Here is a 26,238-nt window from a genome sequence, read left to right on the forward strand (position 1 = left end):
GAGCTCGCAGGCATGTTACGCTAATTGGTCCATCCATTCAATCATTTAGCATTTGCCATGAGCCAGAAGGACGAGAGCGCGGCGCACCGGTTCCAACCTGCCGATGCACCCGGCGCGTTGCAGGGATTGAAGGTGCTGGAGATCTCTGGCGAGGTCGGCGACTATTGCGGGCTTCTGCTGGCAGGCCTCGGTGCGGACGTGGTGAAGATCGAGCCGCCGGAGGGCAGCCCGTCCCGGCGCATCGGTCCGTTCGCGGACGATGCAGCCGATCCCGAGCGATCGCTCTTCTTCTGGAACTACAACCGCGACAAGCGCTCCGTGGTGCTCGATCTCGAGCGCACGGACGGCCAGGCCGCGCTGATGCGCCTGCTCGAAGGCACCGACGTGCTTCTTTGCGGCCGTCTCGACGAGCTCGCCCGTCTCACCGGCATGGACATCGCGGCGCTCGGCGAGCGATTTCCTTCATTGATCACCGCGCGCATCACCCCTTTCGGCGACAACGGGCCATGGAAGGATTTCAAGGCCGGCGACATCGTGCACCTGGCACTCGGCGGCGTGATGATGAACTGCGGCTATGACCCCGATCCCGCGGGCCGCTACGACCTTCCGCCGATCGCACCCCAGGCCTTTCACGCCAGCCACATCGCCTGCGAACAGGCGCTGGTCGGCATCCTGGCGGCACTGGTTTCGCGCGATGCGACCGGACGCGGGCAGGATGTGTCCTGCGCGGTGCACACGGCCGTCGCGACATCGACCGAGATGGACCTGATGAACTGGGTGATGCGCGCCGCCGCACAGCACCGCCAGACCTGCCGGCATTCGGCGGAGCTGCCCAACCGCGCGAGCCCGCTCGCCCAGACGAAGGACGGGCGCTGGAACCTGGGCTGGATGGTGACGGCAGGCGACGAAGGCAATCTCGTTCGTTTTCTCGATGAATACGGCATGGCGTACGACCTCCAACCGCCTGACGGCCGGCGCGATCCGAAGGCGCGCGACGTGCCTGGCGCAACTCCCTTCGACGAGCACAGGGCGCATGTCTTCGAGGTGGTGCAGCGATTCGTGCGCTGCTTTCTCCATCGCGATCTGCCCTGGCATGCGGCGCAGGAACATGGCCTCATGTGGGCGCCGCTGCGCAAGCCGCACGAGAACCTCGACGACCCGCACTGGCAGGCGCGCCGGAGCTACGCCTTCATCGAGCACCCGGAGCTCGGGCGCTCCCTGCCCTACCCCGGCGGCAAGTGGATGAGCACTGCCACGCGATGGCAGGCGCGGCGGCGCGCGCCCTTTCTGGGCGAACACAGCGAACAGGTGTTGAGCGAAGCACGCCCGCGGGTCGTGGCGCAGCCACGCCGTCCGATTCCGGGCAAGCCAGGGCTGTCTGCGCGCGGCAAGCCCTTTGCGTTGCAGGGCATACGCATCCTCGACTTCTCGTGGTTCCTCGCCTCGGCGGGCGGCACGCGGATGGTCACCGCGCTCGGCGCCGAATGCCTGAAGGTCGAGTGGAAGGCCAATGCCGACGCCCGGATGGGCGCGAACGCGCCCGTGGGCGGACGCGAGGCCCGGCGCGCCGCGACCGGTGTGCTGCCTGGCGTGAACATGCCCGAGATGGGCGGCCATTTCAACCACAAGAACGCGGGCAAGCGCGGCCTCTCTCTGAACATCCGCGATCCGCGCGGGCTCGACATCGCACGCAGGCTCGTCGCGATCAGCGACGTGGTCGCGGAGGGCTTCTCGCCTGGCGTGATGGAGCGCTGGGGCCTCGGCTACGAGGCGATGAAATCGATCAGGCCCGACATCATCTACGTGCAGCAGTCGGGGATGGGCGCGAACGGCAGCTATGGGCGCATGCGTACCGTAGGCCCGATCGCTGCCGCCTTCACCGGCCTCTCGGAGATGTCGGGCCTGCCCGAGCCCGCGCCGCCTGCGGGCTGGGGCTATTCGTACCTCGACTGGATCGGCGCCTACTCCTTCGCACAGGCCATCCTCGCCGGGTTGCTGCATCGCAACCGCACCGGCGAAGGCCAGTGGATCGACGCCTCGCAGTGCGAGAGCGGCCTCATGGTCTGCGGCGTCAACGTGCTCGAATGGGTGTTGAAGCGCCGCGAATGGAAGCGCACCGGCAACCGCTCGCCCTATGTGCCGGCGGCACCGCACGGCGCCTACCGCTGCCGGGGCGAGGACCGATGGATCGCGATCGCGTGCTTCACGCAGGACGATTGGGACGCCTTCGTGCGCGCCAGCGGGCTGCCGGAGTTCGCGCTCGATCCGCGCTTCGCGTCGCTCGCGTCGCGCCTGGCGCACCAGGATGCACTCGATGCCCTGGTCGAACAATGGACCGCGACGCAGGAGGCCTATGACTGCATGGCCAGGCTGCAGGCTGCCGGCGTTGCAGCGGGCGTGTGCCAGACCGCCGAAGACCGATGCGACCGGGACCCGCAGCTCGCGCACGAGCAATGGATGACGGAGGTCACGGCGCCGCGCATCGGCACCTGGCCGGTCACGGAAATGCCGTTCAAGCTGTCGCATACGCCCTCGCACATGGGCGGCCTGCCGGTGCGCGGCGCGCCGCTCTACGGCGAGGACAACGAATACATCCTGGGCGAACTGCTCGGCTATTCGACGGCAGCGATCCGCTCGTTCGCCGAGGACGACGTGATCTGATCGAGGATCAGCCGAGGCCCAGCGCGCGGCGCTCCTTGAACACGAAATCCTCCTGATCCCGGCGGCCGGAGGCCCATCCGGGCACGGGCCTGGGCGCGTCGGGCGCTACGGGCGCCACCTGCTTCCAATCCGCGACCAGCGTGCGCTCGAGGATCTTCCACTCCCCGTTGCGGCGCTCGAAGCGATCGACATAGCGCGAGCAGGTCATGAGGTCCATGGCACCTTCCGGCGCCTTGCCGCCGGCGAGCTGCGCGAGCGCCTGCGCGGCTTCGGCCGGATAGCGCTGGGTGGTGCGCACGTAGGTCTCGACCAGCGCGAGATCGAGGCCGGCGAACTCGATCAGCATGTTGCTCACCGCATGCATCGAGAAGGGAATGTCTCGATGGCGGTTGCGGATCCAGTCGATGAGGCCGTCCACGCCGCCGTCGAACGCGCCGTGGTGGTCGACCGCATCGGGATGGAACACGGTGCGCATCGCGTCGAAGTCGAGCCGGTCCACCGAGCGGCACCAGCGGTACATGGTGTCCTGGATCGCCATGCGGTCAGCGATGCGCTCCGGGCTGTAGTCGTTCATCGTCGTCTCCTCATTCGGGCGAAAGATTGGCCTGCTGCATCACGCGCATCCAGATCTGCTGGTCGTTGCGGATCAGCTCGCCGAACGCGGCCGCATTGCCAGGCTTCGGTGTCATGCCCAGGCCCCTGAGCTTTTCCTGCATGGCGGTCTCGGCCACTGCCTTGTTCACCGCATCGTTGAGCCGAGCGATCACATCCGGCGGCGTGCCCGCCGGTGCGGCCAGGCCGAACCACGCGAGCACGCTGAACCCGGGCAGCGACTCGGCAATGGCGGGCACATTCGGCAGCAGCGGGCTGCGCTGGGGCGAGGACACGCCGAGCATGCGCAGCCTGCCGGTGCTGACGAAGGCATTGATCGCGTCGGACGGCGTGGTGATCACGACCTTGACGTCGCCCGCGAGCACCGCGTTCGTGGCCTGCGACGAACCCTGGTAGGGCACGTAGACCATCTTCAGGCCGGCCATCTGGTTGAAGAGCTCGTTCGTCAGGTGGCCCAGCGAGCCGCGACCGGCGGAGGCGTACTCGAGCTCGCCAGGGCGTGCCTTCGCATACGCGATCAGCTCGGCGATGCTGTTGGCCGGAATCACCGGATTGAGCAGGAACACCATCGGCGTCGTGGCGACATTGGCCACCGGCGCGAGGTCCTTGATGGCGTCGTAGCCGGCCGTCTTCTGCATCAGGGAGGTGGTGATGGTGCTGTTGCCCGCCTGCAGCAGGGTGTAGCCATCGGGCGCCGCGTTCTTGACGTACTGCGTGCCCATCGTTCCGCTGGCCCCCAGGCGGTTGTCGATAACGATCGGCTGGCCGAGCAGGCGCTGCAGCGGCTCCTGGAGGTTGCGGCACAGCACGTCGCCCGTGCCGCCTGCTGCAAAGGGCACGACGATGCGGATCGGCTTGCTGGGGAAGCCCTGCGCGCGGGCCATGCCGTACGGCAGGCTCGCCAGGGCTGCGGCGCCCATGAGCTGGCGGCGTGAAATCATGGTTGTCTCCTGGAGTTCAAGAAGGCCTGAAGACAGGGAATGACGGTTCGCTGCCGCCGGCGTCCCAGGCAATTTCGACGGCCCGGCCGATGGCCAGGTTCTCGTAGGGCGCGACGATGCGCGCCAACATGCGCGGTCCCTCTTCGAGCGCGACCAGCGCGAGCGGATAGGGCACTTCGCCCGCGAGATGCGGTGGCGACACGCGGCTCAAGGTCAGGGCCAGGATGGTTCCGCGTCCGCTGGCTTCGCGCCATTCCACGCCGGCTTCGCTGTAGAGGCTTTGCGGCCGCGGATAGAACTGCGCCCGACTGCTGACCGCGTCGAACTGCAGCATCAGCTTGCGTTCCCTCAGGCCCTGCCAGAAAGGGGCGCCCAGGTCGCTGTGGTGGGAAGGTGTCTGTTTCATCGGCCGCGCTCCAGCAGCATGACGCTGCTCGTTCCCCAGTTGCGCGCATAAGATAGAACGCCGATGCCGGTGAGCATCGCATTGGCATGCCGCCGAACCTGGCGCGCTCCGGCCTCGCCGAACATCTGGCGGAGGCACTCGATCAGGTTCACGCCGCCGCCTGCAAGGCCCGGCTGGCCGGCCGAGATCTGGCCCCCACCGGTGTTGAGCGGCAGCTCGCCTGCAAAGCCCATGTCATGCGCCTTCACGAAGGCGCCTCCCTCGCCGGGGCCGCAAAAGCCGGTCTGCTCGAGCTGCAGGATCAAGGCAATCAGGAAATCGTCGTACCAGTGCAGCATCTGCACGTCTGCCGGCTTCATGCCCGCGGCCTTGAAAGCACGGGGACCGACGTCCGTGAAGCCGCTCTGCAGGATGTCGCCGCCCTGCTCCTCGCGCGGGTCGAAGTTGATGCGCTCGGCGTACGACACCGGATGCACCATCGTCTCGAAGCCCATTTCCTTGGCGAGGCGCGTCGACATGACGAGGACCGCGCTCGCCCCGTCGCAACGCATGACGCAGTCGAGGATGCGCAACGGGTCCGACACGATGCGCGAATCCAGGTAGTCCTGTTCGGTCAGCGGCTTGCGCAGCACATCGCAGGCGTTGTCGTTCAGAAGCGCGCCATTGCGCTGCGTCACCGCCAGTTTCGCCAGCGCATCGTGCGGCAGGCCGTAGCGGTGATCGTAGACGGAGCTGAGCAGCGCGAAGGCGCTCAGCGGTCCCGCGTAGCCGGCCGGGTCGCAGTACTCGGTGCGATGGCCGGATTGCACCGAGCGGTCCTGCGTGGTCACCGCGTCGGCGGCCACGCACAGAGCGATCTCGCACATGCCCGCCTCGATCGCCATGCCCGCGCGGATGATGTTGGCTCCGGACGAAGCACCGCCGATGTCGGTCGCCTGGCACCACGACACCGACAGGCCCAGGCCCTCCGCCATCAGGTTGCTGTAGAAGGGATTGCCGCCCTCCGACATGGCCAGGGTCGTGGCGAAGCCGTCGATGCGCCTGCGCTCGACGCCGGTGCGGGCGAGCAAGTGGTTCACCGCTTCGCCGGCCAGCGACAAGGCGCTGCGGCCGCTGCGACGCACGAGCTTGGTTTCGGCGTAGCCGACGATGGCAAGGCCGCGGCTGTCGAGCAGCTTCATCAGTGGTCCACCCAGGAAACGGCATCCGCCAGCTTCGCGCGGCGCGTGCGGTAGCTGTTGGCCGGATGCGCCGTGTCCTCGTAGCCGAAGGAGATGCCGCAGACCATCAGGCGTTCAGGCGCGATGCCGAGCAGCGACTTTGCCAGCGTGCTCTGGCTCGCCAGCGCGGCCTGCGGAATGGCGGCGATGCCGTGGGCCTGCATGGCCAGCAACACTGCCTGCACGTAGGCCCCCACGTCGACCGCGCCATAGACGCCCAGGCCCGGGTCGCTGCTGAGGACGGCGACATGCGGCGCGCCGAAGAGGCGAAAGTTCTCGAGCGTCTGCTGCTCGTAGCCAGCCTTGTCGCCACGCTCGACGCCCACGGCGTTGTAAAGCTGGAAGCCGCATTCGCGGCGGCGCTCCAGGTAGCGGCCGGTGTATTCGGCAGGAAAGGGAAAGTCGCTGTCTCTTCGCCCGGAGCTCGCGGCCTCCACCATCGCGGCGCGAAAGCGCTCGACCGCAGCGCCCGAGGCGACAACGACCTGCCAAGCCTGCGAATTGCACCACGAGGCGCTGCGCTGCGCAGTGGCAAGGATGGTCTCCTGGATCTCGCGCGGTACCGGCTTCGGAAGGAAGGCGCGGCAGCTGTGCCGCTCCCGAAGCAGTTGGTCCAGCACTTCGCCCGCGGGCTCTTTCATGGCGCTCCTGTCTCGCGCCGTGGCACGATGTCGTTGATGCTTAATGGTTTGACCAATATAATAACTGGTCCAAAAACTGTCAACCGAGCCTACCCGGCGGAGACCACCAAAGATGATCGTCGAGGAACGCAGCTACACGCTGCGCATGCCCTATGGACCGCAGGACTACCTGGCGCTCTACGAAGCCGAGGGCCTCGAGGTGCAGCGCGCGATCCTCGGGCGCATGCTGGGCTATTTCCATACCGAAGTCGGTCCGCTCAACACCATGGTGCATCTCTGGGGCTACGACAGCTTCGAGGACCGCATGACGCGCCGTGCCGCGCTCGGTGCCGACCCGGCCTGGCAGCGCTACCTCGCCCGGATCCGGCCGTTGATCGAGTCGATGTCGAACCGCCTGCTGATACCGGCCTCGTTCTCGCCGATCCGCTGAGGCACACCCTTTTTCACAACCACGCCACGAGACATTCCATGCCCCTTTCCATCGATTTCCATCGCCGCCACCTCCTGGCCGCCGGCCTCGGCGCCGCGGCGCTGGGCCTTGCGCTCCCGCTGCGCGCGCAGGATGCCTATCCGAGCAAGCCGATCAAGATCCTCGTGGGCGCCGGCGCGGGCGGCACGACCGACCTCACCGCACGCCTCATCGGCGCACAGCTCGGCAAGGTGCTGGGGCAGCCGGTCGTCATCGAGAACCGTGCGGGCGCTGCCGGCACGTTGTCGATGCAGCAGACCGCGCGGGCGCCCGCGGACGGCTACACGCTGGTGTGGGTCGGCAACAGCGTGATGGCCATCGCGCCCTACCTCTACAAGAACCCCGGCTACGACGTGCAGACGATGATCCCGGTAAGCCTCGGGACCACTTCGTCCTTCGTGCTGGTGGCGGCGCCGGACCTGGGCTTCAGCGACCTCAAGGGCATGATCGCGTACGCCAAGGCCAACCCCGGCAAGCTGAGCTTCGGCTCCAACGGCGTGAACGGCAGCCTTCACCTGCTGGCCGAACTGTTGAAGACCGAGGCCGGATTCGACGCCCTGCACGTGCCCTTCAAGGGCGGCGCCGAATCGGCCAACGCGATCATGGGAGGCAACGTCCAGTTCCTGTTCGATGCCCTGTCCTCAAACCTGGCGCTCATCAGCTCGGGCAAACTGAAGGCGCTGGCGGTCACCGGCCCGCGTCGCGAGAAGGCCTTGCCCAACGTGCCGACGATGGCCGAGATGGGCCTGCCGTCGATGACCACCGAGATCTTCTTCGGCCTGGTCGCGCCGCCGGCCACTCCCGACGCGGTGGTGACCAGGCTGGCCGAGGGCATGAAGGTGGCACTCACAGATCCAGCGCTGCGCGAGAGCCTTTCCAAGTCCGGCAACGAGCCGAGGAGCACCACGCCTGCCGAGTTCAGGGCGCTGGTGGACAAGGAAGGCGCACGCTTCCAGGCCCTCATCAAGGCCAAGGGCATCCAGCCGGAGTGAGCCGCGACTCAGTCCTTCTGCCCTACGCTGCCCCAGCGCACCAGGGCAGCATGTCCGCCGCGCCGTAGAGCGTGGCAGCTGTCGAGCAGAGCCGGCCGCGGCCCGTCGTCGAGGGCCTGCAGGCCATGGGCGAGCCGGCGCCGCTCCAGAGCGGGCCGGATCGCCTGGAACGCAGTCGTGGCCATCGGGCCAAGCAGTTCGGTCAGGTGGGTGCACCCGTTGGTGCCCCGAAAACGCGCCTTCACCGCCTGAGTGAAACCGGCCTCGATGCGCAGTCCCACGAGCTGCTTGTAGGCAGCATTGATCTGCACGCAATCCTCATACGGCGTCTGGTGCGAAACGGCCTCGGCGCCAAGGATGGTGAAGCTGTCGTCGAGCGTGATGCGCAGGGACATCAGGTGAATCGGCTCGCCCGCATTGCGCGCCGCGTTGCCGCGCGAGTCGTCCAGGTCGTGCGTGCGCACGTCGGACAGGCGGCCTTCGATCTCCCAGAAGCCGTCGTCGCGCTCGTAGCCCAGGCACTGGACCTCGCGCGTGTGCAGCAGCGCGCGCGGGGCCGGAGCACTGAGGCGTTTCATGCAGCGGCTGGCTCCGCCGGCATGTGGGCCTTGCGCGGCGGCGTCGCACTCAAGGCGCCGGTGGCGCGCAACGCTGCCAGGCGGGTCGCGTCATAGCCGAGCACCTCCCCCAGCACCTCGTCCGTATGCTGGCCCACGGACGGGGCTGCGACCGGATCAACGACCGGCGTGCCCGAGAAACGGAACGGCATCGCAATGTTGGGCATCCAGCCCACCACCGGATGGGGAATGCGCGTGAGCAGGCCGCGTGCCCTGGCCTCCTTCGAACGCAGTGCTTCGCCCACGGTGCGCACCTCGCCGCAGGGAATGGAGGCCGCGCGCATGCGCGGCTGCCAATGCGACCAGGGCTGCTGGGCGAAAGCCTCCTCCAACAGCTTGAACAGCTCGTCGCGGCGGGAGATGCGGCCATTGCGGTCCGACAGCACCGGATCGTCGGCCAGGTCGGGACGCTCCAGCACCTGTTCGACGAGCCGATGGAAGATCTTGTCGTTGCCGCAGTTGATATAGAAGGGCTTGTCCTTGGACTGGAACACGCCGGACGGACAGGTGTCGGGACTCGTGTTGCCATGCCGCTGCGGGTCGACGCCCGAGAACAGGTGTTGCATCGAGGCGTAGCCGGTCATCAGCACGGCGTTGTCGAACAGCGCGACCTCGATGGCTTGTCCTTCGCCGGTGCGGCCGCGCGCGATGAGCGCGCCGAGGATCGCATTGCACGCCATCATCGCGGTGCTGATGTCGACCACCGGCGAGAGCGTGCGCACGCCCTGGCGGTCGCCGTAGCCGTTCATGGAGATGAAGCCGCTCTCGGCCTGGGCGATCGGATCGAAGCCGAGGCGGTCCGCGAACTCGCCCTCTCGGCCGTAGGCGGATACCGAGCAGTAGACGAGCTTCGGATTGATCTTGCGGCAGCTTTCATAGTCCAGGCCAAAGCGGGCCATCACGCCGGTCGAGAAGTTCTCCACCACCACGTCGGCCCCGGCGATCAGCTCGCGCACGACTGCCAGTCCTTCCGGCGTTTTCAGGTTCAGTGCGACGCTGCGCTTGTTCCGGTTGGTCCACATGTGCGGCGCGCCCTGGGCGGGCATCTCGGGATGCACCGGCGGGTAATGACGGAACTCGTCTCCGCGCCCGGGCGTCTCGACCTTGATCACGTCGGCCCCCATCTCCGCCATGATGGTCGTGGCGAACGGCCCCGCAATGAAATGAGTGAAGTCCACCACGCGAATGCCCTCGAGCGCGGTGGGCGCACCGGCGGGTCGCGGCACATGCGGAGGAAGCTCGGCTTCGAAACGGTCGAACTGAAGAGTGGTCATTGCCTGGCCTTGTCATTCATTGGTAAGACCATTATACTGAAATCCACTCCCTCGTCAACGCAAAGGTTCCCCATGATCATCGACGACCACTACTACCTGTTGAGCATGGAGCGGATCCGGAGCGTCAAGGCGCGCTACTGCCGCTACATCGACACCAAGCAATGGACGCGGCTGCCCTCCCTCTTCACCGAGGACTGCCGCTTCGAGGGCCTGGGTTCCGCCCCCGCGGGCGCGGACGTCGCGACTTTCGTGAGCGGCGTGTCCGCGCGCCTGCAGAACACGATCTCCGTGCACCACTGCCACATGCCGGAGATCGTGCTGACCGGCCCCGCCTCGGCGCGCGGCGTATGGGCCATGGAGGATTACGTGGAGTGGCAGGACGGAAGCCTTGCCAAGGAGACGCCCGGTCATCGCGGCTTTCGCGGCTACGGCCACTACGAGGAAGAGTACCGCGGCGAGGATGGCGAATGGAAGATCAGCTTCCTGCGCCTGACGCGACTTCGCATCGATGCCGTGCCGAATGAAAGTCCTCGCGCACTGATGGGTCGGCTGCAAGCCACGCCCGACTGGTTGGACCACCCGGACACCGAATACCTGAACTGGAGCACGAACTGACACCTCCCATCTGATACCGACTTCCGATAACCAAAGAACTTCCAGCCGGAGACAACCGCATGCGCCTTTTCGTTCGGACTTTCATTCAAGCTTCCATTGCCTGCCTCGTGCTCGCCGCCCCCGCATGGGCCGCCTATCCCGAAAAGCCCATTACCCTGGTGGTGCCGTATCCGCCCGGCGGCATGGGCTCGACCTTCGGCAACATGGTGAGCGACGCGCTGGGTCCGGCACTCGGCCAGCGCATCGTCGTGGACTTCAGGCCCGGCGCCAACGGTGCGCTGGGCGCGGGCGTGGTTGCGAAGGCGGCTCCCGACGGCTACACGTTGCTGATGGCGGTGAACAGCACCATGACCATCAACCCCAGCCTGTACGACAAGTTGCCCTTCGATCCGCTGAAGGACTTCTCGCCGGTGTCGATGGTGTTCACCTCCTCCAACGTGCTGGTGGTCAACGCCAACAGCCCGGTGAAGTCGGTCAAGGACCTGATCGAGTTGGCGAAGTCCAAGCCGGGCAAGGTGTTCTACGGCTCGGCCGGCAACGGTTCCACGCCCCATCTTTCGGGCGAGATGTTCAGGCAGCTGACGGGCGTGCCCGTGGTGCATGTGCCCTATCGTGGCAGCGGCCCGGCCGTCGTCGACCTCCTCGGCGGGCAGCTCGATTTCATGTTCGTCGACACGGCCGTCCTGCCGCAGGTGCGCGCCGGGCGCCTGCGCGCCCTCGCCGTCACCGGCAAGGTGCGCCTGGGCGCGGCACCGGACATCCCGACCATGGAGGAGGAAGGCGTCAAGGGCTTCTTCGTGGACACCTGGTACAGCCTGGCCGCACCTGCCGGCACGGCGCCCGAAGCCATCGAGCGGCTGAACGCAGCTGTGGACGCGATGGTCAAAACGCCTTCGATCCGTGCACGGATGAAGGACATCGGCGTCGATCCGCCGGAGGACACCAGTTCGAAGTACATGAACCGGATCGTGGTGAGCGACACCGCGCGCTGGAAGAAGTTCATTGCGGGCACCCGCATCAAGCTGGACTGAGGGCTGCCGGTCGTCTGAAGGATCGCATTCAACTCACGACGCTGGCCGCGGCGAGCCTGTCGATCTCTTCGGGCTCCAGGCCCCATCCCGCCAGCGCCGCCTGCAGGTCGACGCCGGGTTCGACGCCCGGGACCGGCTCGGCAGCCGGAGTCCGGGAGAAGCGCGGCGCCGGCGCCGGCTGCACCATGCCGTCGACCTCGACGAAGGTGCCACGCGCGCGGTTGTGCGGGTGGGCGGCGGCTTCTTCCATGCTGAGGACGGGCGCGAAGCAGGTTTCGCTCGCCTCGAGCCGTGCGCACCACTCGTCACGCGTATGGGCGCGGAACACCTCGGCCAACTGTGCGCGGATGACGGGCCAGTTGGCGCGGTCGCTCCGATCGGGCAGGCCTGCGTTATCGAGCCCGGTCTGGCGCAGCAGCTCGGCGTAGAACTTCGGCTCGGCCGAGCCGATGCTGACGTACTTGCCGTCTCGCGTCTCATACACCGCGTAGAAGGGCGAGCCGCCGCCGGTCACGCTGCGTCCCCTCCCCGGCCAGGCACCGCCCGCGCGATGGCCGAAGAAATAGGTCATGAGCGAGGCCGCGCCGTCGACCATCGCCGCGTCGACGACCTGGCCCTTGCCGGAGCGCCCGACTTCGATCAGCGCGCACGCGATGCCGAAGGCGAGGTACATGCCGCCGCCGCCGAAGTCGCCGACCAGGTTGAGCGGCACGACCGGCGGGCCATCCGCCTCGCCGATCGCCTCCAGTGCGCCGGCGAGCGCGATGTAGTTGATGTCGTGCCCCGGCGCCATGGCCATCGGACCCTCCTGGCCCCACCCCGTCATGCGGCCGTAGACCAGCTTCGGATTGATCGCGAGGCAAGCTTCCGGCCCCAGTCCCAACCGCTCCATCACGCCGGGCCGAAAGCCTTCGATGAGCGCATCCGCCCCGGCCACGAGCCGCCTGACCAACGCAACGCCATCCGGCGACTTGAGGTCGACCGCGATCGAGCGGCGGTTGCGGTCTGTGAAATAGAAGCGCTGCGGCATCGCGCGCGGCGCCGGATCGGGTCGGTCGATGCGAAGCACCTGCGCGCCCATGTCGGCGAGCATCATGGCAGCGAAGGGACCCGGCGCGAGGCCGGCCATCTCCACCACCCTGAGGCCGCTCAGCGGTCCGCCTGCGCGAGTCATCACGCTAGTCCACCGACTCGACGACAGTGCCGGTGCCGTCGACCACGTAGCGCCCTTCACCCACCGGGTCCAGGAAGCCTCCGTTCTCGGTCATCAGCAGATGCCAGGTCTCCTTCCATTCTTCAGGCCGGCCTTCTGCAGCGACGTTGTCGAGCCAGGCATAGCGGGTGACACGGTAAGCGCGGCCGCCAGCGTCCTTCACCTGGAAGACGCGTTCAGGAATGGTCTTGGTCATACGGGTTTCCTTGAATGCTTTCCGCCTTCAACATAAATGGTATTACCATTATACTCTATTGGAACCAAAACCGGAGACATTCCATGCTGCACCGCCGCAACCTGCTCGCATTCACGGCCCTCGCATTCTTCGCCGCCTCGATCCATGCGCAGGGAAGCTGGCCCGACCGGCCGGTGCGCTTCATCGTGCCCGCTGCGGCAGGCGGTACCAACGACGTGCTGGGCCGCCATCTGCAGGAGCCGCTGGCCAGACTGCTGGGCCAGCCCATCGTCATCGAGTACAAGGCCGGCGCCGGCGGTGCCATCGCCTCGCAGTACGTCGCCAGCCAACCGGCGGACGGCTATACCTTCCTGCTGCACGGCAGCGGCCTGGTGACGGTGCCGCTGGTCCAGCGCAAGCCGGCCTACGATGCGCTGAAGGACTTCGTGCCGGTGAGCCTGATCGGCACCTCGCCCATGGTGCTGATGACGAATCCATCGACGCCGGACACGCTGAAGGACTTCGTGCAGTACGCGCGCGCGAACCCGGGCAAGCTGGAATGGGGTGCATCGGCACTCGGAGGCGTCGGGCAGCTGGCCATGGTTGCCTTCCACGATGCGGCCGGCATCAAGGACATGGTCATGGTCCCCTACCCCGGCGCCGGCCCGGCGGCGCAGGCGCTGTTGTCGGGCCAGACGAAGTACATGCTGTCGACGCCATCCTCCGTGACCAGCGGCTTCGTCAAGGAAGGAAAGATGCGCGTGCTGGGCGTATCGACGGCGAAGCGCAGCCCGCTCTTGCCGGACGTGCCGAGCATCAGCGAGGTCGTTCCCGGCTACGACACCGAAACCTGGTTCGGCCTGGTCGCGCGCACCGGCACGCCGCTGCAGGTGATCGCCAGGCTGAGCGAGGCCATCGCGCAGGTCGTCGCCATGCCCGAGATCCAGGAGAAGATCCGCGGCGTCAACGTGGTGCCGACGACGGGCACCCAGGCGCTGGCCGACATCATCCGCAAGGACCACGCGCTATGGGGCAAGGTGGTCAAGGCCAACAACATCACGATGGACTGACTTTCCGCGGGCCGGCCGGCACATCCGGCGCCGTCGGCGCATGCTCCCTGCCTTCATCGGACAGCCAGTTGGGCACCGACGACGGGCCGCGCGCCTCGACTTCGCTGAACTGCTGGTTGTCCGAGACGAAGCGCAGTTCGCAGCCGCCTAGGCGGATGACATCGCCTTCCACAAGCACCTGCGTCTCGACGCGCTCGCCGTTGACGAAGCTGCCGTTCTGGCTGCCGAGATCGGAGAGTGTCGTGAAGGCTGCCTCGACGACGATCGCCGCGTGCTCGCGGCTGGTGAAGAGCGAGTCGAGGACGACATCGTTGCGGCCGCTGCGGCCGAGCGTGTTCCTTCCCGGCTTGAGCGTGAATGCAACGCTTTGGGTCCGCCCTTCCAGCATGGTCAGGATCAGAGTCGGCATGGTTGGCCTTCCTGCTGAGCGGCAGGCAGCGAGGTCAGACTACCCTCCCGGCAGATCCGGCCGTGTAGGAATGAGACGCGCGTGCAAGCACCGATGCAGGAGCATCAGGCCATGGTCATCGATGGCTGCGACCGAGCGGCGGAAAGTTCCGGCGCGCCGTGCTCCGCCATGAACTCGGCCGCCACGAAGCCGAAGGTCATCGCCGGACCGAGCGTGATGCCGCCCCCGGGGTAGCCGCCACCCATGACGCTGGCGCCGTCGTTGCCGGCCGCGAACAGGCCGGGCACCGCGCGGCCCTCGCCGTCGAGCACACGGGCGAATCGGTCGGTCTGGATGCCGGCGAAGGTGCCCAGGTCGCCCATGATGATCTTCACCGCGTAGAACGGCCCCTCCTTCACCGGCGCAACGCAGGGATTGGGCTGATGGGTCTTGTCGCCGAGAAAGCGGTTGTAGACGCGCCAGCCGCGGCGGAACTGGAGGTCCTTGCCTTCTTCCGCGCCGAGGTTGTAGTCGTCCACCGTCTGCTGCAGCGCCGCGCCATCGATGCCGGCCCTGGCGGCGAGCTCGGCCAGCGTCTTCCCGCGCAGCAGATAGCCTGATCGAAGGTGGCCCCCCAGCGGCAGCGGAAACGGCTTGGCAAAGCCGAGCCCATAGCGGCGGATGGTGCGATGGTCCGCGATCAGCCAGGCGGCGACTTCGGGCCCGTCGGCGCAGTGCTTCTGCATCGCCATGCCCATGTCGTGGTACGAGTCGGATTCGTTGGTGAAGCGCCTGCCCGCGCGGTTGACGGCGATGATGCCGGGCTTGTAGCGGTCGATCAGGTGCGGGAAGACGCCCGTCTCGCCATTGGCGCGCTGCACCTTCGACACCGGAATCCACGCCGCCGCGTTCGGCAGGTTGGCGCTGACCCGGCCGCCGACCGACTCGGCCAGGCGCAGGCCGTCGCCGGTATTCCCGGGCGGCGCGGGCGAAAGGTGTTCGCGGCCAGTGGGTGCATGCGGAAAAAGCCTCTTCCTGCGCTCGACGTCCTGCGGGAACCCGCCCGCCGCCAGCACCACCCCGCGCCGAGCGCCCACGCGCACGCTGCTGCCGTCGCCCCTGCCGACGACGACGCCGCTGACCCGGTCGCCGTCACGCACGAGCGACGTAGCGGGCGATTCGAGCCACATCGGGATGCCGAGATCGAAGGCCGACTTCGCCAGCCGCGCCGCGAGCGCGTTGCCGTTGGTCAGCCGCATCGCGCGGCCGTGGAACATCATCTCGATCGCATGCGTCGCGAGGCGCTTCGCGACATACGCCGCCGACTTGAACGAACGCGTGACGTTGAAGAAGTGTCCGACCTCCGCGCTCGAATTGAACATCATGCCGACAAAGGTGATCTCCTTGAGCGGAGGCCGCAGCGAGCGGATGTGCTCGCCGAGCTCGCGGCCGTCGAGCGGAGCGGCCATGATCGAACGTCCCGCCATCCGGCCGCCCGGACTCTCGGCGTGGTAGTCCGGGTATTCGGGCAGCGCGATCAGCTTCACCGCCGTCTGGCGCACGAAGAAATCGACCATGCGCGGGCCGTTGGCGAGGAAGGCCTCGACGCGCTCGCTGTCGTAGAAATCGCCGCACTCGTACTTCAGGTAGCTTCGCGCGTCGTCCATCGAATCGGGCTCGGGCTTGAAGGTGGAGATCGGATTGTTCGGAATCCACAGCACGCCGCCGGAGCGCGCGGTCGTGCCGCCGTACAGCGGCTCTTTCTCGAGCAGCAGCACCTCCAGGCCCTTCTTGCGTGCGGCCACCGCAGCCGCCATCCCGCCGGCACCCGTGCCAACCACCACCACGTCGACCATCTGATCGAAAGCCTCGTTCCTCGTGCTCATCTCGCGTCCTTCGGTTGCAGACCTTGCGGCACCAGCGGCCCCTGCGCGTACATGCGCATCGGGGTTGCCAGCCCACCCAGCGTGTAGCCCTGAGCGATCTGCATGCGGAAGAACGATGCGACCAGTCCCGTCACCGGCATGGCGCTTCCGGTGAGGCGGCTCATGTCCAGGATGATGTCGATGTCCTTCATCGCTGTCAGCGTGTTGCCCTTGTAGCTGCCTTCCGCCATCAACCTGCCGTAGTGGCGCAGCACGTTGGAGTCGGCAAATCCGCCGGCCACCGCCTCCGGGATCAGTAGCGGATCGATGCCGAAGCGGGCTGCGAAGTTCAGCGTCTCGGCGACCACCGCACCGGTGCCATAGTTCAGCATCTGGTTGCACGCCTTGGTCGCCATGCCGCATCCGACCGGGCCCATGTGCGTGACGCGGCCGGCGAAGCTCATGAGTATCGGACGCACGCGCTCCACATCCTCGGCGCTGCCGCCCGCCATCACGGCCAGCGTGCCGGCGCGCGCGCCGACGGAACCACCCGACACCGGCGCGTCGACCCAGCCCATCGCTTTCTCGGCCGCGAGCCGCTGCGCCATCTCCTGCGTCCTCACCGGATGGATGGTCGACAGGTCCACGATCAGTTGGCCCGCGCGCCCGCCCTGTGCGATGCCCTCCTCGCCGAAGACCACCCGCTCAACCGCCCCCGTATCGCTGACGCAGAGGAAGACGATGTCGCAATCGCTCGCCAGCTCGGCGGCAGTGCCGGCGACCGATGCGCCGCGCGCGCGGAAGGGCTGTGCCTTGGATGCGGTTCGGTTGTAGACCGCGAGCGCATGGCCCGCATCGAGGATGCGCATTGCCATCGGCGCACCGATGTCGCCCAGGCCCACGAAGCCGATCCGCTGTGTGCTCACCTGATCACCTTGCCCTGGACCAGGATCGTGCTCACCCGCTCATTGAGCTCGCGCCCGTCGTCCCTGAGCGGCAATCGGGCCTCGGAACCATAGCTCGTGTTCATGGCCTCCTCGTCGGCAAAGCACACCTCGGCGATGCCGTCGATCGGCAGCTCTTCGTAGCCGAGTGGCCGGCCGCTCGCGTCGTAGCGTGCCGACACGAGGTTCTGCACATAGCCGTCGAGCAGCGGCAGATGCCTCACCAGGCTGGCGTGGCGGCCGAACCAGGCATCGCGGAAGGCCTCCCGGGTCGTGGCCTTGCGCGTCAGCAGCAGCCAGCGTCGGAACCCGCCGTCGACGGCGCCGCTGCGCAACGCAACCGGCACGTTGGGCTCGCTGTCCAGGACGAAGAGCAGCCGGCCGACACCCTGAATGCCTTCGGTCAGCGCCGCCCCCGCCGGGGACGACGTCGCCTGCTGCGCAACCGCGGGGCCGCCGAAATGCAGGTCCATCGACGCGCCGATGGCGTCTGCCTCGGCCACCACGCCGCCAAAGGGCCTGTCGTTCTCGATGTAGTCCGTGGGCACATGGCGCACGACGCGGTTCACCTGCACCTGCTGCAGGCCCGGCATCTCGCGCAGGGCTTGTGCGGCCAGCCGCTCGAGTGCGTCGGCGGCGGCGGAAGTCGGCTGCGAGGCAGCCAGGCATAGCGTCTTGATGAGCATGGAGGTCCCTCGGTCCTGGATTGACTATATTATATGGTCTTACCATTGAGTCAATAAGGAGCAAACATGAAAGCCATCGTCTGCCGGGCATTCGCGCCGGTCGATCAGTTGCGCCACGAAGACCTGCCCTCGAGGCCGCTGGCCGCTGGCGAGGTGCGCGTGGCAATCCGGGCGGCGGGCGTGAACTTTCCCGATTCGTTGAAGGCCGAAGGACAGCACCAGATCAAGCCGCCGCTGCCCTGGGTTCCCGGCAGCGAGACCGCGGGCGTGGTGACGGAGACTGCGCCGGGCGCCGCACGCTTCCGGATCGGCGACCGGGTGATGGGTGTCTCGCGCGCGGACGGCGGAGGATTCGCAGAGGAGATCGTGCTGCCGGAAGAACGCATCTTTGCCCTTCCCGCATCCGTCAGCTTCCAGGAAGCGGCCGCCATTCCGGTGGTCTACGGTACCTCGCTCTACGCACTCAGGCAGCGCGCCAGGATGCAGGCCGGCGAGACACTGCTGGTGCTGGGCGCGGCCGGCGGCGTCGGCCTCGCGACCGTGCAACTGGGCAAGGCGATGGGCGCGCGCGTGATCGCGGCGGCGAGCACGCCCGCCAAGCGTGAACTCACGCTTCGGCACGGCGCGGAACACGCCATCGACTACACGCAGCCGGACTGGCGCGAAGAGGTCAAGGCACTGACCGGGGGCAAGGGCGTGGACGTGGTCTACGACCCGGTGGGCGGCGATGCGTTCGACGAGGCCGTGCGCGCCATCGGCTGGATGGGCCGCTACCTCGTCATCGGCTTTACCGCCGGCCGTATCCCGACGCTCAAGGTCAACATGCCGCTGGTGAAGGGCTACGACGTGATCGGTGTGCGCTACGACGTATGGCGCGACGGCTGGTGGAGCGAAGCGCGCGCCAACCTCGAACAGGTGCTCGCCTGGTGCGACGAAGGCCGCGTCAGGCCGCTCGTTTCCGCGAGCTACCCGCTCGCCAGCGCGGTACAGGCCATGCGCAGCATCACCAGTCGGCAGGTCACCGGCAAGGTGGTCCTGGAGATGGCCTGATCCGCATCCGGCTGCTCTCGCCACGGATTGCCATGAGTTGTGTTATCAACTAAACTATGGTCCTACCATTCATAGACCGGGTCGATTGACGCCACGCTGCGCGTCGGCCCGCGCAGCGACCGAACTCGGACGGGAAGACAGCCATGACGAAATCTCTGGACTTGGTGATTCGCGGCGGTGCCATCGCTGATGGCTTGGGCGCCGCCCTCGTCGAGGCCGACGTGGCGATCACGGACGGCCGCATCGTTCAGATCGGCAAGGTCGAAGGGACCGGCCGCGAGGAGATCGATGCGCGCGATTGCATCGTCGCGCCCGGCTTCGTCGACATCCACACCCACTACGACGGCCAGGCAGTCTGGGACCAGTGCTTCGCGCCGTCGAGCTGGCACGGCGTGACCACGGCGGTGATGGGCAACTGCGGCGTCGGCTTCGCGCCCGTGCGCCCGCAGGACCGCGAGCGGCTGATCGAGCTGATGGAAGGCGTCGAGGACATTCCGGGCGTGGCACTGCATGAAGGACTCGACTGGGCCTGGGAAAGCTTCGCGGACTACCTCGATGCGCTGGAGCGCAAGCCGCACGACATCGACTACGGTGCCCAGCTGCCGCATGCCGCGCTGCGCGTCTACGTGATGGGCGAGCGCGCCTCGCGGCTGGAGATGGCCACCGCCGCCGACCGCGCCGAGATGCGCAGACTCGCGGCCGATGCGATGCGCGCGGGGGCGATCGGTTTCTCTACTTCGCGCTCGATCAACCACAAGTCGGTGAAGGGCACGCCTACGCCTACTCTGAAGGCGGCCGAAGAAGAGCTGATGGCCATCGCCATGGGCGTGAAGGACGCCGGCAGCGGCGTGCTGCAGATGATCACCGACTTCGACGGGGAGGACGTGGACGGCGAATTCCAGCTGATGCGGCGACTGGTGGAAGCCTCGGGACGGCCGCTGTCCTTCTCGCTGATGCAGAAGCACAAGAATCCGCGCGGCTGGACGCGCATCCTCGAGCTCACGCAGCAGGCCAACAGCGAGGGTCTGCGGATGGTGGCGCAGGTGGCGCCGCGCGGCGTCGGCGTGCTGCTGGGACTGCAAGGCAGCCGCAACGTGTTCTCCGAATGCCCGAGCTACCAGGTGCTCGCCGAGCTGCCGCTCGAGCGGCGCGTCGCGCTGATGCGCGAGCCCGGCCGGCGTGCAGCGCTGCTGCGCGAGATCCAGGACAACGCCACCACGCCGCTCGGGGAGCGGCTGGTCGAGTTCGAGAACATCTTCGCGTTCGGCAATCCGCCGAACTACGACCCGGGCCCGGAGTCGTCGGTCGCCGCGATCGCTGCGCGCGAAGGTCGTGCGCCGGGCGAGGTCGCCTACGAGCTGATGATGGCCGACGGCGGCCATGGAATGCTGTACTCGCCCTTCGCCAATTATGCCGATCGCAGCCTCGAAGCCTGCGGGGACATGATCGCCGACCCGAACACCGTGATCGGCCTCGGCGACGGCGGCGCGCACGTCGGCCTGATCAGCGATTCGAGCTTTCAGACCTTCATGCTGAGCCACTGGGGCAACGCGACCGGACGCTTCGACCTGTCATGGCTGATCAAGCGCCAGACCTCGGACACCGCCCGCGCCGTGGGCCTGTACGACCGCGGCGTGATCGCGCCGGGCATGAAGGCCGACATCAACGTGATCGATCCCGACGCACTGGGCATGGCTGCGCCGCACATGCAGTTCGACCTGCCTGCCGGCGGTCGGCGCCTGCTGCAGCGCGCCAACGGCTACGTGGCGACCGTGGTCTCGGGCACGCCGATCTATCGGGCCGGCGAACCCAGCGGCGCCCTGCCCGGCCGGCTGGTGCGCGGACCGCAGCGCGCACCCGGCTGAACGCCGGGCCTTGCACAGATCGAAGGAGACACACATGAGTTTCGGAATGCAGCGACGTACGGCTCTCAAGACCCTCGCAGCCGCGGCCGTGGCGGCGCAGGCGCCCGCCTTCGCGGCCGACTACCCCGACAAGCAGATCCGCATGCTGTGGCCCTTCGCCACCGGCGGGCTGGGGGCCAACCTCGCGCGCGTGCTGGCCGAGGGCCTTTCGCAGCGGCTGGGGCAGACGGTCTACGTTGACGCCAGGCCGGGCGGCGGCGGGGTCGTCGGCTTCCAGGCGCTGAAAGCCGCGGTGCCGGACGGCTACACCATCATGCTCGGCACCAACAGCACGTCGACGCTGCTGCCATCGATGATGAAGGGACTGCCCTTCGATCCCATCAAGGACTTCGAACACGTGGCCATGGTCTACACCAGCGGCAACGTCATCGTGGTCAAGGCCGACAGCCCGATCAAGGACTTCGCCGACTTGCGTGCACAGGCCAGGGCGAACCCGGGCAAGCTGACCTACGGCTCGGCGGGCAACGGCTCGACGTATCACCTCATGCCGGCGCTGTTCGACCAGCTCAACGGCTCGAAGATGGTCCATGTGCCCTACAAGGGGGGCAGCCCTGCCTACATGGGCCTGCTGGGCGGCGAGACCTCGGTGGTGTTCGGCGACCTGTCCGCCTTGCCACACGTGCAGGCCGGCAAGATGCGCGCGCTCGGCGTGCTGAGCAGAAAGCGCGTGGCGGCCGCGCCGGACATCCCCACCACGGCCGAACTCGGCATGCCCGACCTCGTCATGGAATCGTTCTATGGACTGTTCGCTCCGAAGGGCACGCCACGGGAGATCCTGGCCAGGCTGAACAAGGAAACCGCCGCGACTCTGGCCGAACCGATCGTTCAGGCGCAGTTGAAGACGCTGTCCACCCAGGCGGCGCCGGACACGAGTTCGAAGTACTTCGTCGACCAGATCACGAAGGAGACGGCGCGCTGGCGCCCTGTCATCGAAGCCGGCGGAATCGTCGCGGAATGAAGGAGCACAAGGGCATGAGATCCGAGTTCGACCTGGTGATCCGCAACGGCCAGGTGGTCGACGGCAGCGGCGCGCCCGCATTCGGCGCCGACGTCGCGGTGAAGGACGGGAGGATCGCGGTCGTCGGCAAGGTCGAAGGTTGCGGTTCGCAGGAGATCGATGCGCGCGGCAAGCTGGTAACGCCCGGCTTCATCGACATCCACACCCACTACGACGGCCAGGCCATCTGGGACACCCAGCTCGCACCCAGCTCGTGGCATGGCGTGACCACGGTGGTGATGGGCAACTGCGGCGTCGGCTTCGCGCCCGTGCGTCCGGCCGACCGCGATGCGCTGATCGAGCTCATGGAAGGCGTCGAGGACATTCCCGGCCCTTGCCTGTCCGAAGGACTGCGCTGGAACTGGGAGAGCTTTTCCGACTACCTGGATGCACTGGAGGCGCAGCCGCGCGACATCGACGTCTGCGCGCAGCTGCCGCACGGACCGTTGCGCGTGTATGTGATGGGCGAGCGCGCCCTGCGCCTGGAGGACGCGACCGAAGCCGACATCGCACAGATGCGCGAGCTCACCGCCGACGCGATGCGAGCCGGTGCCTTCGGCTTCACCACCTCGCGCACCGTGAGCCACAAGACGGTGAATGGCGACCCGACGCCGATGCTCCGCGCGCAGGAAGAGGAGCTCACCGGCATCGCGATGGGGCTCGCCGACGCGGGCCACGGGCAGATCGAGTTCGTCTCGGACTGGGATCAACCGACACCCGCCGCCGAGTTCGGCATGCTGCGCCGGCTGGTCGAACGCTCCGGCCGCAGTTGCGTGTTCTCGCTCAACCAGCGCCACGGCGAACGCAACGAAGTGTGGCGCGAGCTGCTCGACCTGTCGGATCAGGCGGCCGCCGAAGGCCTGCGCATGCGACCGGTCACCGCGCCGCGTCCGATCGGCTCGCTGTTCGGCCTCACCGGCACGCAGAATCCCTTCGCCGGCACGCCGAGCTACCGCGCCATCGCGCACCTGCCGTTGGCCGAGCGCGTGGCACGGATGCGCGACCCCGAGGTGCGACGCCGCATCCTGAGCGAAGACCCGTACAAGGAAAGCACCTTCCCCCTATTCGAGCGCATGGGCTTCGAGGAGATGTACGAGCACATGTTCCTGCTGGGCGACCCTCCCAGCTACGAGCCGCCGAGGGAATCGTCGATTGCCTCCATCGCCAGGCGCGAAGGCCGCAACGGCGCTGAGGTGGCGTACGACATGCTGCTCGACGATGAAGGCAGCGGTTTCCTCTACGCGACTTTCACCGGCTTCAACGAGTTCGTCTGCGAACCCACTCGTGAGATGCTCAACCACCCCAACGCCATGATCGGCCTCGGCGATGGCGGCGCGCACGTCGGCTTCATCACCGACGCCTGCTTTCCCACCTACCTGCTCACTCACTGGGGACGCGACCGTGCGAGCGGACGCCAGGCGGTCGAGGAGCTCGTGCGCCGCTATACCAGCGACCCGGCCGGCACCGTCGGATTGAACGACCGCGGCCTGGTGCGCGCCGGCATGAAGGCCGATCTGAACGTGATCGACTTCGATCGGCTCGCGCTCGGCAAGCCCTACGTGGTGGACGACCTGCCTGCCGGCGGCAAGCGGTTGCTGCAGAAGGCCAGCGGCTATAGCGCGACCATCCTGTCGGGCGTGCTCACCTATGTCGATGGCGAGTCGACCGGCGCCTCGCCGGGCCGCCTGGTGCGCGGGCCGCAGAAAGCAGCCTGAAAGCAAGTCGGCCGGCGGCTCAGGCAAATACCGCCGGCTGCACGTTCATCAGCGCGGTGCGCATGAAGCCGCCGTCGACGATGATGTCCTGGCCGTTCATGTAAGAGGCCGCGTCGCTCACGAGAAACGCGACCGCGTCCGCAATGTCGTCGGCCCGCCCGATGCGGCCCGTAGGTACCGCCTTGATGCGGCCCTGGTGCAGCTTCTCGTTCTGATAGAAATGCTCGGACATCGGCGTGCGGATCATGCCCGGACTGACCGAGTTGGCGCGGATGCCGCGCGAGCCCCATTCCACCGCCATCTGGTGAGTGAGGCCAAGCACGCCGGCCTTGCTAGGGCCGTAGGGGCCGATGTCGTTCGGAACGCGCGCCCCGATGGACGCGAGATTGACGATGGCACCCGCGCCTTGCGCGAGCATCATGCGCGCGAGATGCTTGCCGCACAGGAAGGAGCCCCGCAGGTTCACGTTCATGACCCGGTCCCACACCTCGGCCGGCAGTTCTTCGAGCGGGATGACGGGCGCCATGATGCCGGCGTTGTTCACCAGGATGTCGCAACGGCCGAACCTGGTCTTGACTGCGTCGGCCATGGCTTCGATCGCCGCTTCGTCTGTGATGTCGCAGGCGAGCGAGAGCGCGGCCAGTGGGTTCTCCGGAGCCTGCAGATCGACGGCGACCACGCGGGCACCCATCGCCGCGAGCCGCGCAACCATCGCGCCGCCCAATCCGCCGCTCGCGCCCGTGATCACCGCGACGCGCTCCTTCAGGGCGTCGACACCGAAAGTAGTCTGCTGCTGGCTCATCGTTCGTTCTCCATGAAGGTCGGAAAGTGGCGGTCGAAAAAGCGTTGCGCCGCTTCCGCGGCGTGCCGCGCCCGCTGCGCTGGCGGCAGTCTCTCGTGCGCGACGACCGGCGTCTCCAGTTCGAGCTCTGCATCGGCCGGGAGCGCATTCACCACGGCCGCGAGGTCGAGCCCGCCGTCGCCGAGATACAGCCGCCCCGACATCGCCTCGTCGAACAGCGTGCTGCCGGCGTCCAGCTGTGCGGGCGCATCGCTGAGCTGCGTCAGGTAGATGCTGGCGGGGTCCAGCGCGGCGATATCGGCGGCCGTGGCCCCGGAGCGCGCGAGGTGCAACGTATCGACCAGGATGCCGACGTTGGCCGCGCCGCTGGCCGCGATGACCGTGCGCGTCTGCTCGATGGTCTTCAGCCCGCTCATCGGCATGAACTCGAGCGCGATCCGGATGCCCGCATCGGCAGCGGCGGCTGCATAGTCGCGCAGCAACTCGGCGACGCGGGCATGATCCGCCTCGAAGCAGCCCTGCAGGATCATCGGCGCGCCCACTGCTCTGGCCGCCTCGACATTCGCCCTCAGGTGCGAGGGCCGCACCTGCGGCGAGAGGTAGTAGCCGCTGATGCTCGAGACGCGAATGGATTTTTCGGCAGCGGCCTCGCGGATCTTCGCGAATGCCGAAGGATCGGCATCGACCGACGGCCAGGCATCGCCCGGATAGCGCCCGCTGACGCGCGGTCCCGCGGCGCCGTAGCCGGCCTGCGCGGCGGCGTCGATGATGTCCAGCGGCGCGGCCTGCGCGCCCAGGGTCAGGAAGCCCAGCGTCAGGTTCGCGGTCTTGCGGTGTCGCGCGTTCATCGCGGAATCACCTTGTGTTCCTGCAACTCGCGCAGACGTTGCACAAAGACGCGATCGGTCTCGAGGCATTCATGGAACCCGGCGCGCCGGATCTTGCCGGTTTCGAGCAGCACGTCGTGCGACATCCGCAGCATGTAGTCCACCCATGCCCAATTGACGATCTTCGCGATGTCGATGCTGCGCAGGCCGTGCCGTTGCGCAATGCGATCCCACACGGCCTGCTGGTCGGGCATGACGTCCGCCAGGGGCATGGTCTTGGGCTCGGCCGCTTCCATGCCCAGACCCGCAGCGATCACCGGCCAGGTATTGCGCCAGCGCGCGGCATCGCCGTTCGCGACGTTGTAGGCCTGGTTGGCCGCCGCGTCGGCCTTCGCGGCCCAGCTTGCGGCCGCGCCGATCTGGTGGGCATCGGCGATCTGGTGCAAGGCATCGTAGGCACCTGCGCTGCCGGGAAATCGCAACGGCAGCGCCAGCTCCTTGCAGACGGCAGCGTAGATGCCGACGCCCAGCACCAGATTCATCGGATTGCCGACCGCGAAGCCGGAGACGAACGGAGGTATCAGATTGACCCAGGACCATTCCTGCCCACGCTGCGCCTGGCGCAGGAAGTCCTCCTGGTCGTAGTAGAAATTGGGCGGCAGTTGCCGCGCATCCGTCTCGCGGCACGGCGTTTGCACAGCGCCCCACTGGATGCCGTAGAACTTGGCGCCGGTGACGAGCACCACCTTTTGCAGGTCCGATGCCGCGGCGCTCGCGGCCTCGACAAGGTTGCGAAGCATGCCGAGATTGGGTGCGACTTCGGCCGACCGGCTCTCTGCCTGCTGGTAGGCGGCGTAGAAGACATGACTGATGGCCGCGTGCGGCGAAAGCGCCTTCCGGCAGGCCTGTGGATCCATCAGGTCGACCGCGATGCCCTCGGTCCCGGGTATGTCGCCGCCTCCCGAGCGTGAGGCGCAGAGAACGCGCCAGCCGTCGGCTACGAGCCGCTGCGCGATGCCCGTCCCCACGATCCCGCTGGCACCTGCGACCAGCGCGACGGGTTGTTTGGATTGCAAGAAGATCTCCGATCGGACAGCAAATA

The 26,238-nt window shown here is 67.5% G+C and carries 26 protein-coding genes; 10 read left to right on the forward strand and 16 right to left on the reverse strand.

Annotated elements, in window-relative coordinates:
- The first annotated feature begins 57 nt into the window (after positions 1-57).
- On the forward strand, positions 58-2,661 hold the full coding sequence (locus G3W89_RS18660; protein WP_162575577.1) for a CaiB/BaiF CoA transferase family protein: 2,604 nt from the start codon (positions 58-60) through the stop codon (positions 2,659-2,661).
- A 7-nt stretch (positions 2,662-2,668) separates the two neighbouring features.
- Here the strand turns inward: G3W89_RS18660 and G3W89_RS18665 are convergent, their stop codons facing one another.
- From G3W89_RS18665 to G3W89_RS18685, 5 genes are read right to left on the reverse strand one after another with little or no spacing between them, the layout of a single operon-like run.
- Entirely contained in the window at positions 2,669-3,235 is a 567-nt protein-coding gene (locus G3W89_RS18665) for a nuclear transport factor 2 family protein (protein ID WP_162575578.1), read from the reverse strand.
- 10 nt (positions 3,236-3,245) lie between these two features.
- Positions 3,246-4,214 (reverse strand): Bug family tripartite tricarboxylate transporter substrate binding protein, encoded by a 969-nt coding sequence (locus tag G3W89_RS18670; RefSeq protein WP_162575579.1) that lies wholly within the window; start codon positions 4,212-4,214, stop codon positions 3,246-3,248.
- Positions 4,215-4,230: 16 nt separating this feature from the next.
- Entirely contained in the window at positions 4,231-4,620 is a 390-nt protein-coding gene (locus G3W89_RS18675) for a Zn-ribbon domain-containing OB-fold protein (protein WP_162575580.1), read from the reverse strand.
- Positions 4,617-5,801, reverse strand: a complete 1,185-nt coding sequence (locus G3W89_RS18680; protein ID WP_162575581.1) for a thiolase family protein — start codon at positions 5,799-5,801, stop codon at positions 4,617-4,619. The genes G3W89_RS18675 and G3W89_RS18680 overlap by 4 nt, the downstream gene beginning before the upstream one ends.
- Positions 5,801-6,481, reverse strand: coding sequence for a nitroreductase (locus G3W89_RS18685; RefSeq protein WP_162575582.1), 681 nt, complete (start codon positions 6,479-6,481; stop codon positions 5,801-5,803). The genes G3W89_RS18680 and G3W89_RS18685 overlap by 1 nt, the downstream gene beginning before the upstream one ends.
- Before the next feature lie 112 nt (positions 6,482-6,593).
- Between G3W89_RS18685 and G3W89_RS18690 the strand changes: the two genes are divergently transcribed.
- Together G3W89_RS18690 and G3W89_RS18695 are read left to right on the forward strand one after the other, a co-directional pair.
- Complete coding sequence (locus G3W89_RS18690; RefSeq protein WP_162575583.1) at positions 6,594-6,911, forward strand: NIPSNAP family protein; 318 nt, start codon at positions 6,594-6,596, stop codon at positions 6,909-6,911.
- Between the two features lie 38 nt (positions 6,912-6,949).
- On the forward strand, positions 6,950-7,942 hold the full coding sequence (locus G3W89_RS18695; RefSeq protein ID WP_162575584.1) for a Bug family tripartite tricarboxylate transporter substrate binding protein: 993 nt from the start codon (positions 6,950-6,952) through the stop codon (positions 7,940-7,942).
- 8 nt (positions 7,943-7,950) lie between these two features.
- Here G3W89_RS18695 and G3W89_RS18700 read toward each other — a convergent pair whose 3' ends face one another.
- Together G3W89_RS18700 and G3W89_RS18705 are read right to left on the reverse strand one after the other, a co-directional pair.
- A complete protein-coding gene (locus tag G3W89_RS18700; protein WP_162575585.1) occupies positions 7,951-8,520 on the reverse strand; it encodes a DUF2889 domain-containing protein in 570 nt (189 codons plus the stop codon).
- On the reverse strand, positions 8,517-9,833 hold the full coding sequence (locus G3W89_RS18705; RefSeq protein ID WP_162575586.1) for a CaiB/BaiF CoA transferase family protein: 1,317 nt from the start codon (positions 9,831-9,833) through the stop codon (positions 8,517-8,519). The genes G3W89_RS18700 and G3W89_RS18705 overlap by 4 nt, the downstream gene beginning before the upstream one ends.
- Before the next feature lie 72 nt (positions 9,834-9,905).
- Here G3W89_RS18705 and G3W89_RS18710 point away from each other — a divergent pair, with 72 nt between their 5' ends.
- Both G3W89_RS18710 and G3W89_RS18715 read left to right on the forward strand, forming a co-directional pair.
- The gene (locus tag G3W89_RS18710; RefSeq protein WP_162575587.1) at positions 9,906-10,448 is read left to right on the forward strand and encodes a nuclear transport factor 2 family protein; all 543 of its coding nucleotides are present in this window, start codon (positions 9,906-9,908) and stop codon (positions 10,446-10,448) included.
- A 59-nt stretch (positions 10,449-10,507) separates the two neighbouring features.
- Complete coding sequence (locus G3W89_RS18715) at positions 10,508-11,479, forward strand: Bug family tripartite tricarboxylate transporter substrate binding protein (protein ID WP_162575588.1); 972 nt, start codon at positions 10,508-10,510, stop codon at positions 11,477-11,479.
- A 28-nt stretch (positions 11,480-11,507) separates the two neighbouring features.
- On the opposite strand, the gene G3W89_RS18720 is transcribed toward G3W89_RS18715, so the two are convergent.
- Positions 11,508-12,653, reverse strand: a complete 1,146-nt coding sequence (locus tag G3W89_RS18720) for a CaiB/BaiF CoA transferase family protein (protein WP_162575589.1) — start codon at positions 12,651-12,653, stop codon at positions 11,508-11,510.
- A gap of 4 nt (positions 12,654-12,657) precedes the next feature.
- Positions 12,658-12,888: a hypothetical protein gene (locus G3W89_RS18725; RefSeq protein ID WP_162575590.1), complete on the reverse strand. Its 231-nt coding sequence runs from the start codon at positions 12,886-12,888 to the stop codon at positions 12,658-12,660.
- A gap of 83 nt (positions 12,889-12,971) precedes the next feature.
- Here G3W89_RS18725 and G3W89_RS18730 point away from each other — a divergent pair, with 83 nt between their 5' ends.
- Positions 12,972-13,937, forward strand: coding sequence for a Bug family tripartite tricarboxylate transporter substrate binding protein (locus tag G3W89_RS18730; RefSeq protein WP_162575591.1), 966 nt, complete (start codon positions 12,972-12,974; stop codon positions 13,935-13,937).
- Here the strand turns inward: G3W89_RS18730 and G3W89_RS18735 are convergent.
- The 4 genes from G3W89_RS18735 to G3W89_RS18750 form a co-directional block, all read right to left on the reverse strand.
- On the reverse strand, positions 13,924-14,346 hold the full coding sequence (locus tag G3W89_RS18735; protein ID WP_162575592.1) for an FHA domain-containing protein: 423 nt from the start codon (positions 14,344-14,346) through the stop codon (positions 13,924-13,926). The genes G3W89_RS18730 and G3W89_RS18735 overlap by 14 nt on opposite strands.
- Positions 14,347-14,450: 104 nt before the next feature.
- Positions 14,451-16,211 carry an FAD-dependent oxidoreductase gene (locus G3W89_RS18740; protein ID WP_162575593.1) on the reverse strand — a complete coding sequence of 587 codons (1,761 nt, stop codon included), beginning with the start codon at positions 16,209-16,211 and terminating at the stop codon, positions 14,451-14,453.
- Positions 16,208-17,116 (reverse strand): NAD(P)-dependent oxidoreductase, encoded by a 909-nt coding sequence (locus G3W89_RS18745; protein WP_162575594.1) that lies wholly within the window; start codon positions 17,114-17,116, stop codon positions 16,208-16,210. The genes G3W89_RS18740 and G3W89_RS18745 overlap by 4 nt, the downstream gene beginning before the upstream one ends.
- The gene (locus G3W89_RS18750) at positions 17,113-17,820 is read right to left on the reverse strand and encodes an EthD domain-containing protein (protein ID WP_162575595.1); all 708 of its coding nucleotides are present in this window, start codon (positions 17,818-17,820) and stop codon (positions 17,113-17,115) included. The genes G3W89_RS18745 and G3W89_RS18750 overlap by 4 nt, the downstream gene beginning before the upstream one ends.
- 66 nt (positions 17,821-17,886) lie before the next feature.
- On the opposite strand from G3W89_RS18750, the gene G3W89_RS18755 reads away from it, so the two are divergent.
- From G3W89_RS18755 to G3W89_RS18770, 4 genes are all read left to right on the forward strand, one after another.
- Positions 17,887-18,870, forward strand: a complete 984-nt coding sequence (locus tag G3W89_RS18755) for an NADPH:quinone oxidoreductase family protein (RefSeq protein ID WP_162575596.1) — start codon at positions 17,887-17,889, stop codon at positions 18,868-18,870.
- Positions 18,871-19,013: 143 nt separating this feature from the next.
- Positions 19,014-20,735 carry an N-acyl-D-amino-acid deacylase family protein gene (locus G3W89_RS18760; RefSeq protein ID WP_162575597.1) on the forward strand — a complete coding sequence of 574 codons (1,722 nt, stop codon included), beginning with the start codon at positions 19,014-19,016 and terminating at the stop codon, positions 20,733-20,735.
- A 34-nt stretch (positions 20,736-20,769) separates the two neighbouring features.
- Positions 20,770-21,753: a Bug family tripartite tricarboxylate transporter substrate binding protein gene (locus G3W89_RS18765; RefSeq protein ID WP_162575598.1), complete on the forward strand. Its 984-nt coding sequence runs from the start codon at positions 20,770-20,772 to the stop codon at positions 21,751-21,753.
- 14 nt (positions 21,754-21,767) lie between these two features.
- The gene (locus G3W89_RS18770; protein WP_232076624.1) at positions 21,768-23,507 is read left to right on the forward strand and encodes an N-acyl-D-amino-acid deacylase family protein; all 1,740 of its coding nucleotides are present in this window, start codon (positions 21,768-21,770) and stop codon (positions 23,505-23,507) included.
- Between the two features lie 19 nt (positions 23,508-23,526).
- Here the strand turns inward: G3W89_RS18770 and G3W89_RS18775 are convergent, their stop codons facing one another.
- From G3W89_RS18775 to G3W89_RS18785, 3 genes are read right to left on the reverse strand one after another with little or no spacing between them, the layout of a single operon-like run.
- Positions 23,527-24,309: an SDR family NAD(P)-dependent oxidoreductase gene (locus G3W89_RS18775; RefSeq protein WP_162575600.1), complete on the reverse strand. Its 783-nt coding sequence runs from the start codon at positions 24,307-24,309 to the stop codon at positions 23,527-23,529.
- On the reverse strand, positions 24,306-25,157 hold the full coding sequence (locus G3W89_RS18780) for a sugar phosphate isomerase/epimerase family protein (protein ID WP_162575601.1): 852 nt from the start codon (positions 25,155-25,157) through the stop codon (positions 24,306-24,308). The genes G3W89_RS18775 and G3W89_RS18780 overlap by 4 nt, the downstream gene beginning before the upstream one ends.
- A complete protein-coding gene (locus tag G3W89_RS18785) occupies positions 25,154-26,212 on the reverse strand; it encodes an SDR family oxidoreductase (protein WP_162575602.1) in 1,059 nt (352 codons plus the stop codon). Before G3W89_RS18785 ends, G3W89_RS18780 begins: the two co-directional genes overlap by 4 nt.
- Between the last annotated feature and the right edge of the window lie 26 nt (positions 26,213-26,238).

The sequence above is a fragment of the Variovorax sp. PBL-H6 genome, assembly GCF_901827155.1.
Classification (GTDB): domain Bacteria; phylum Pseudomonadota; class Gammaproteobacteria; order Burkholderiales; family Burkholderiaceae_C; genus Variovorax.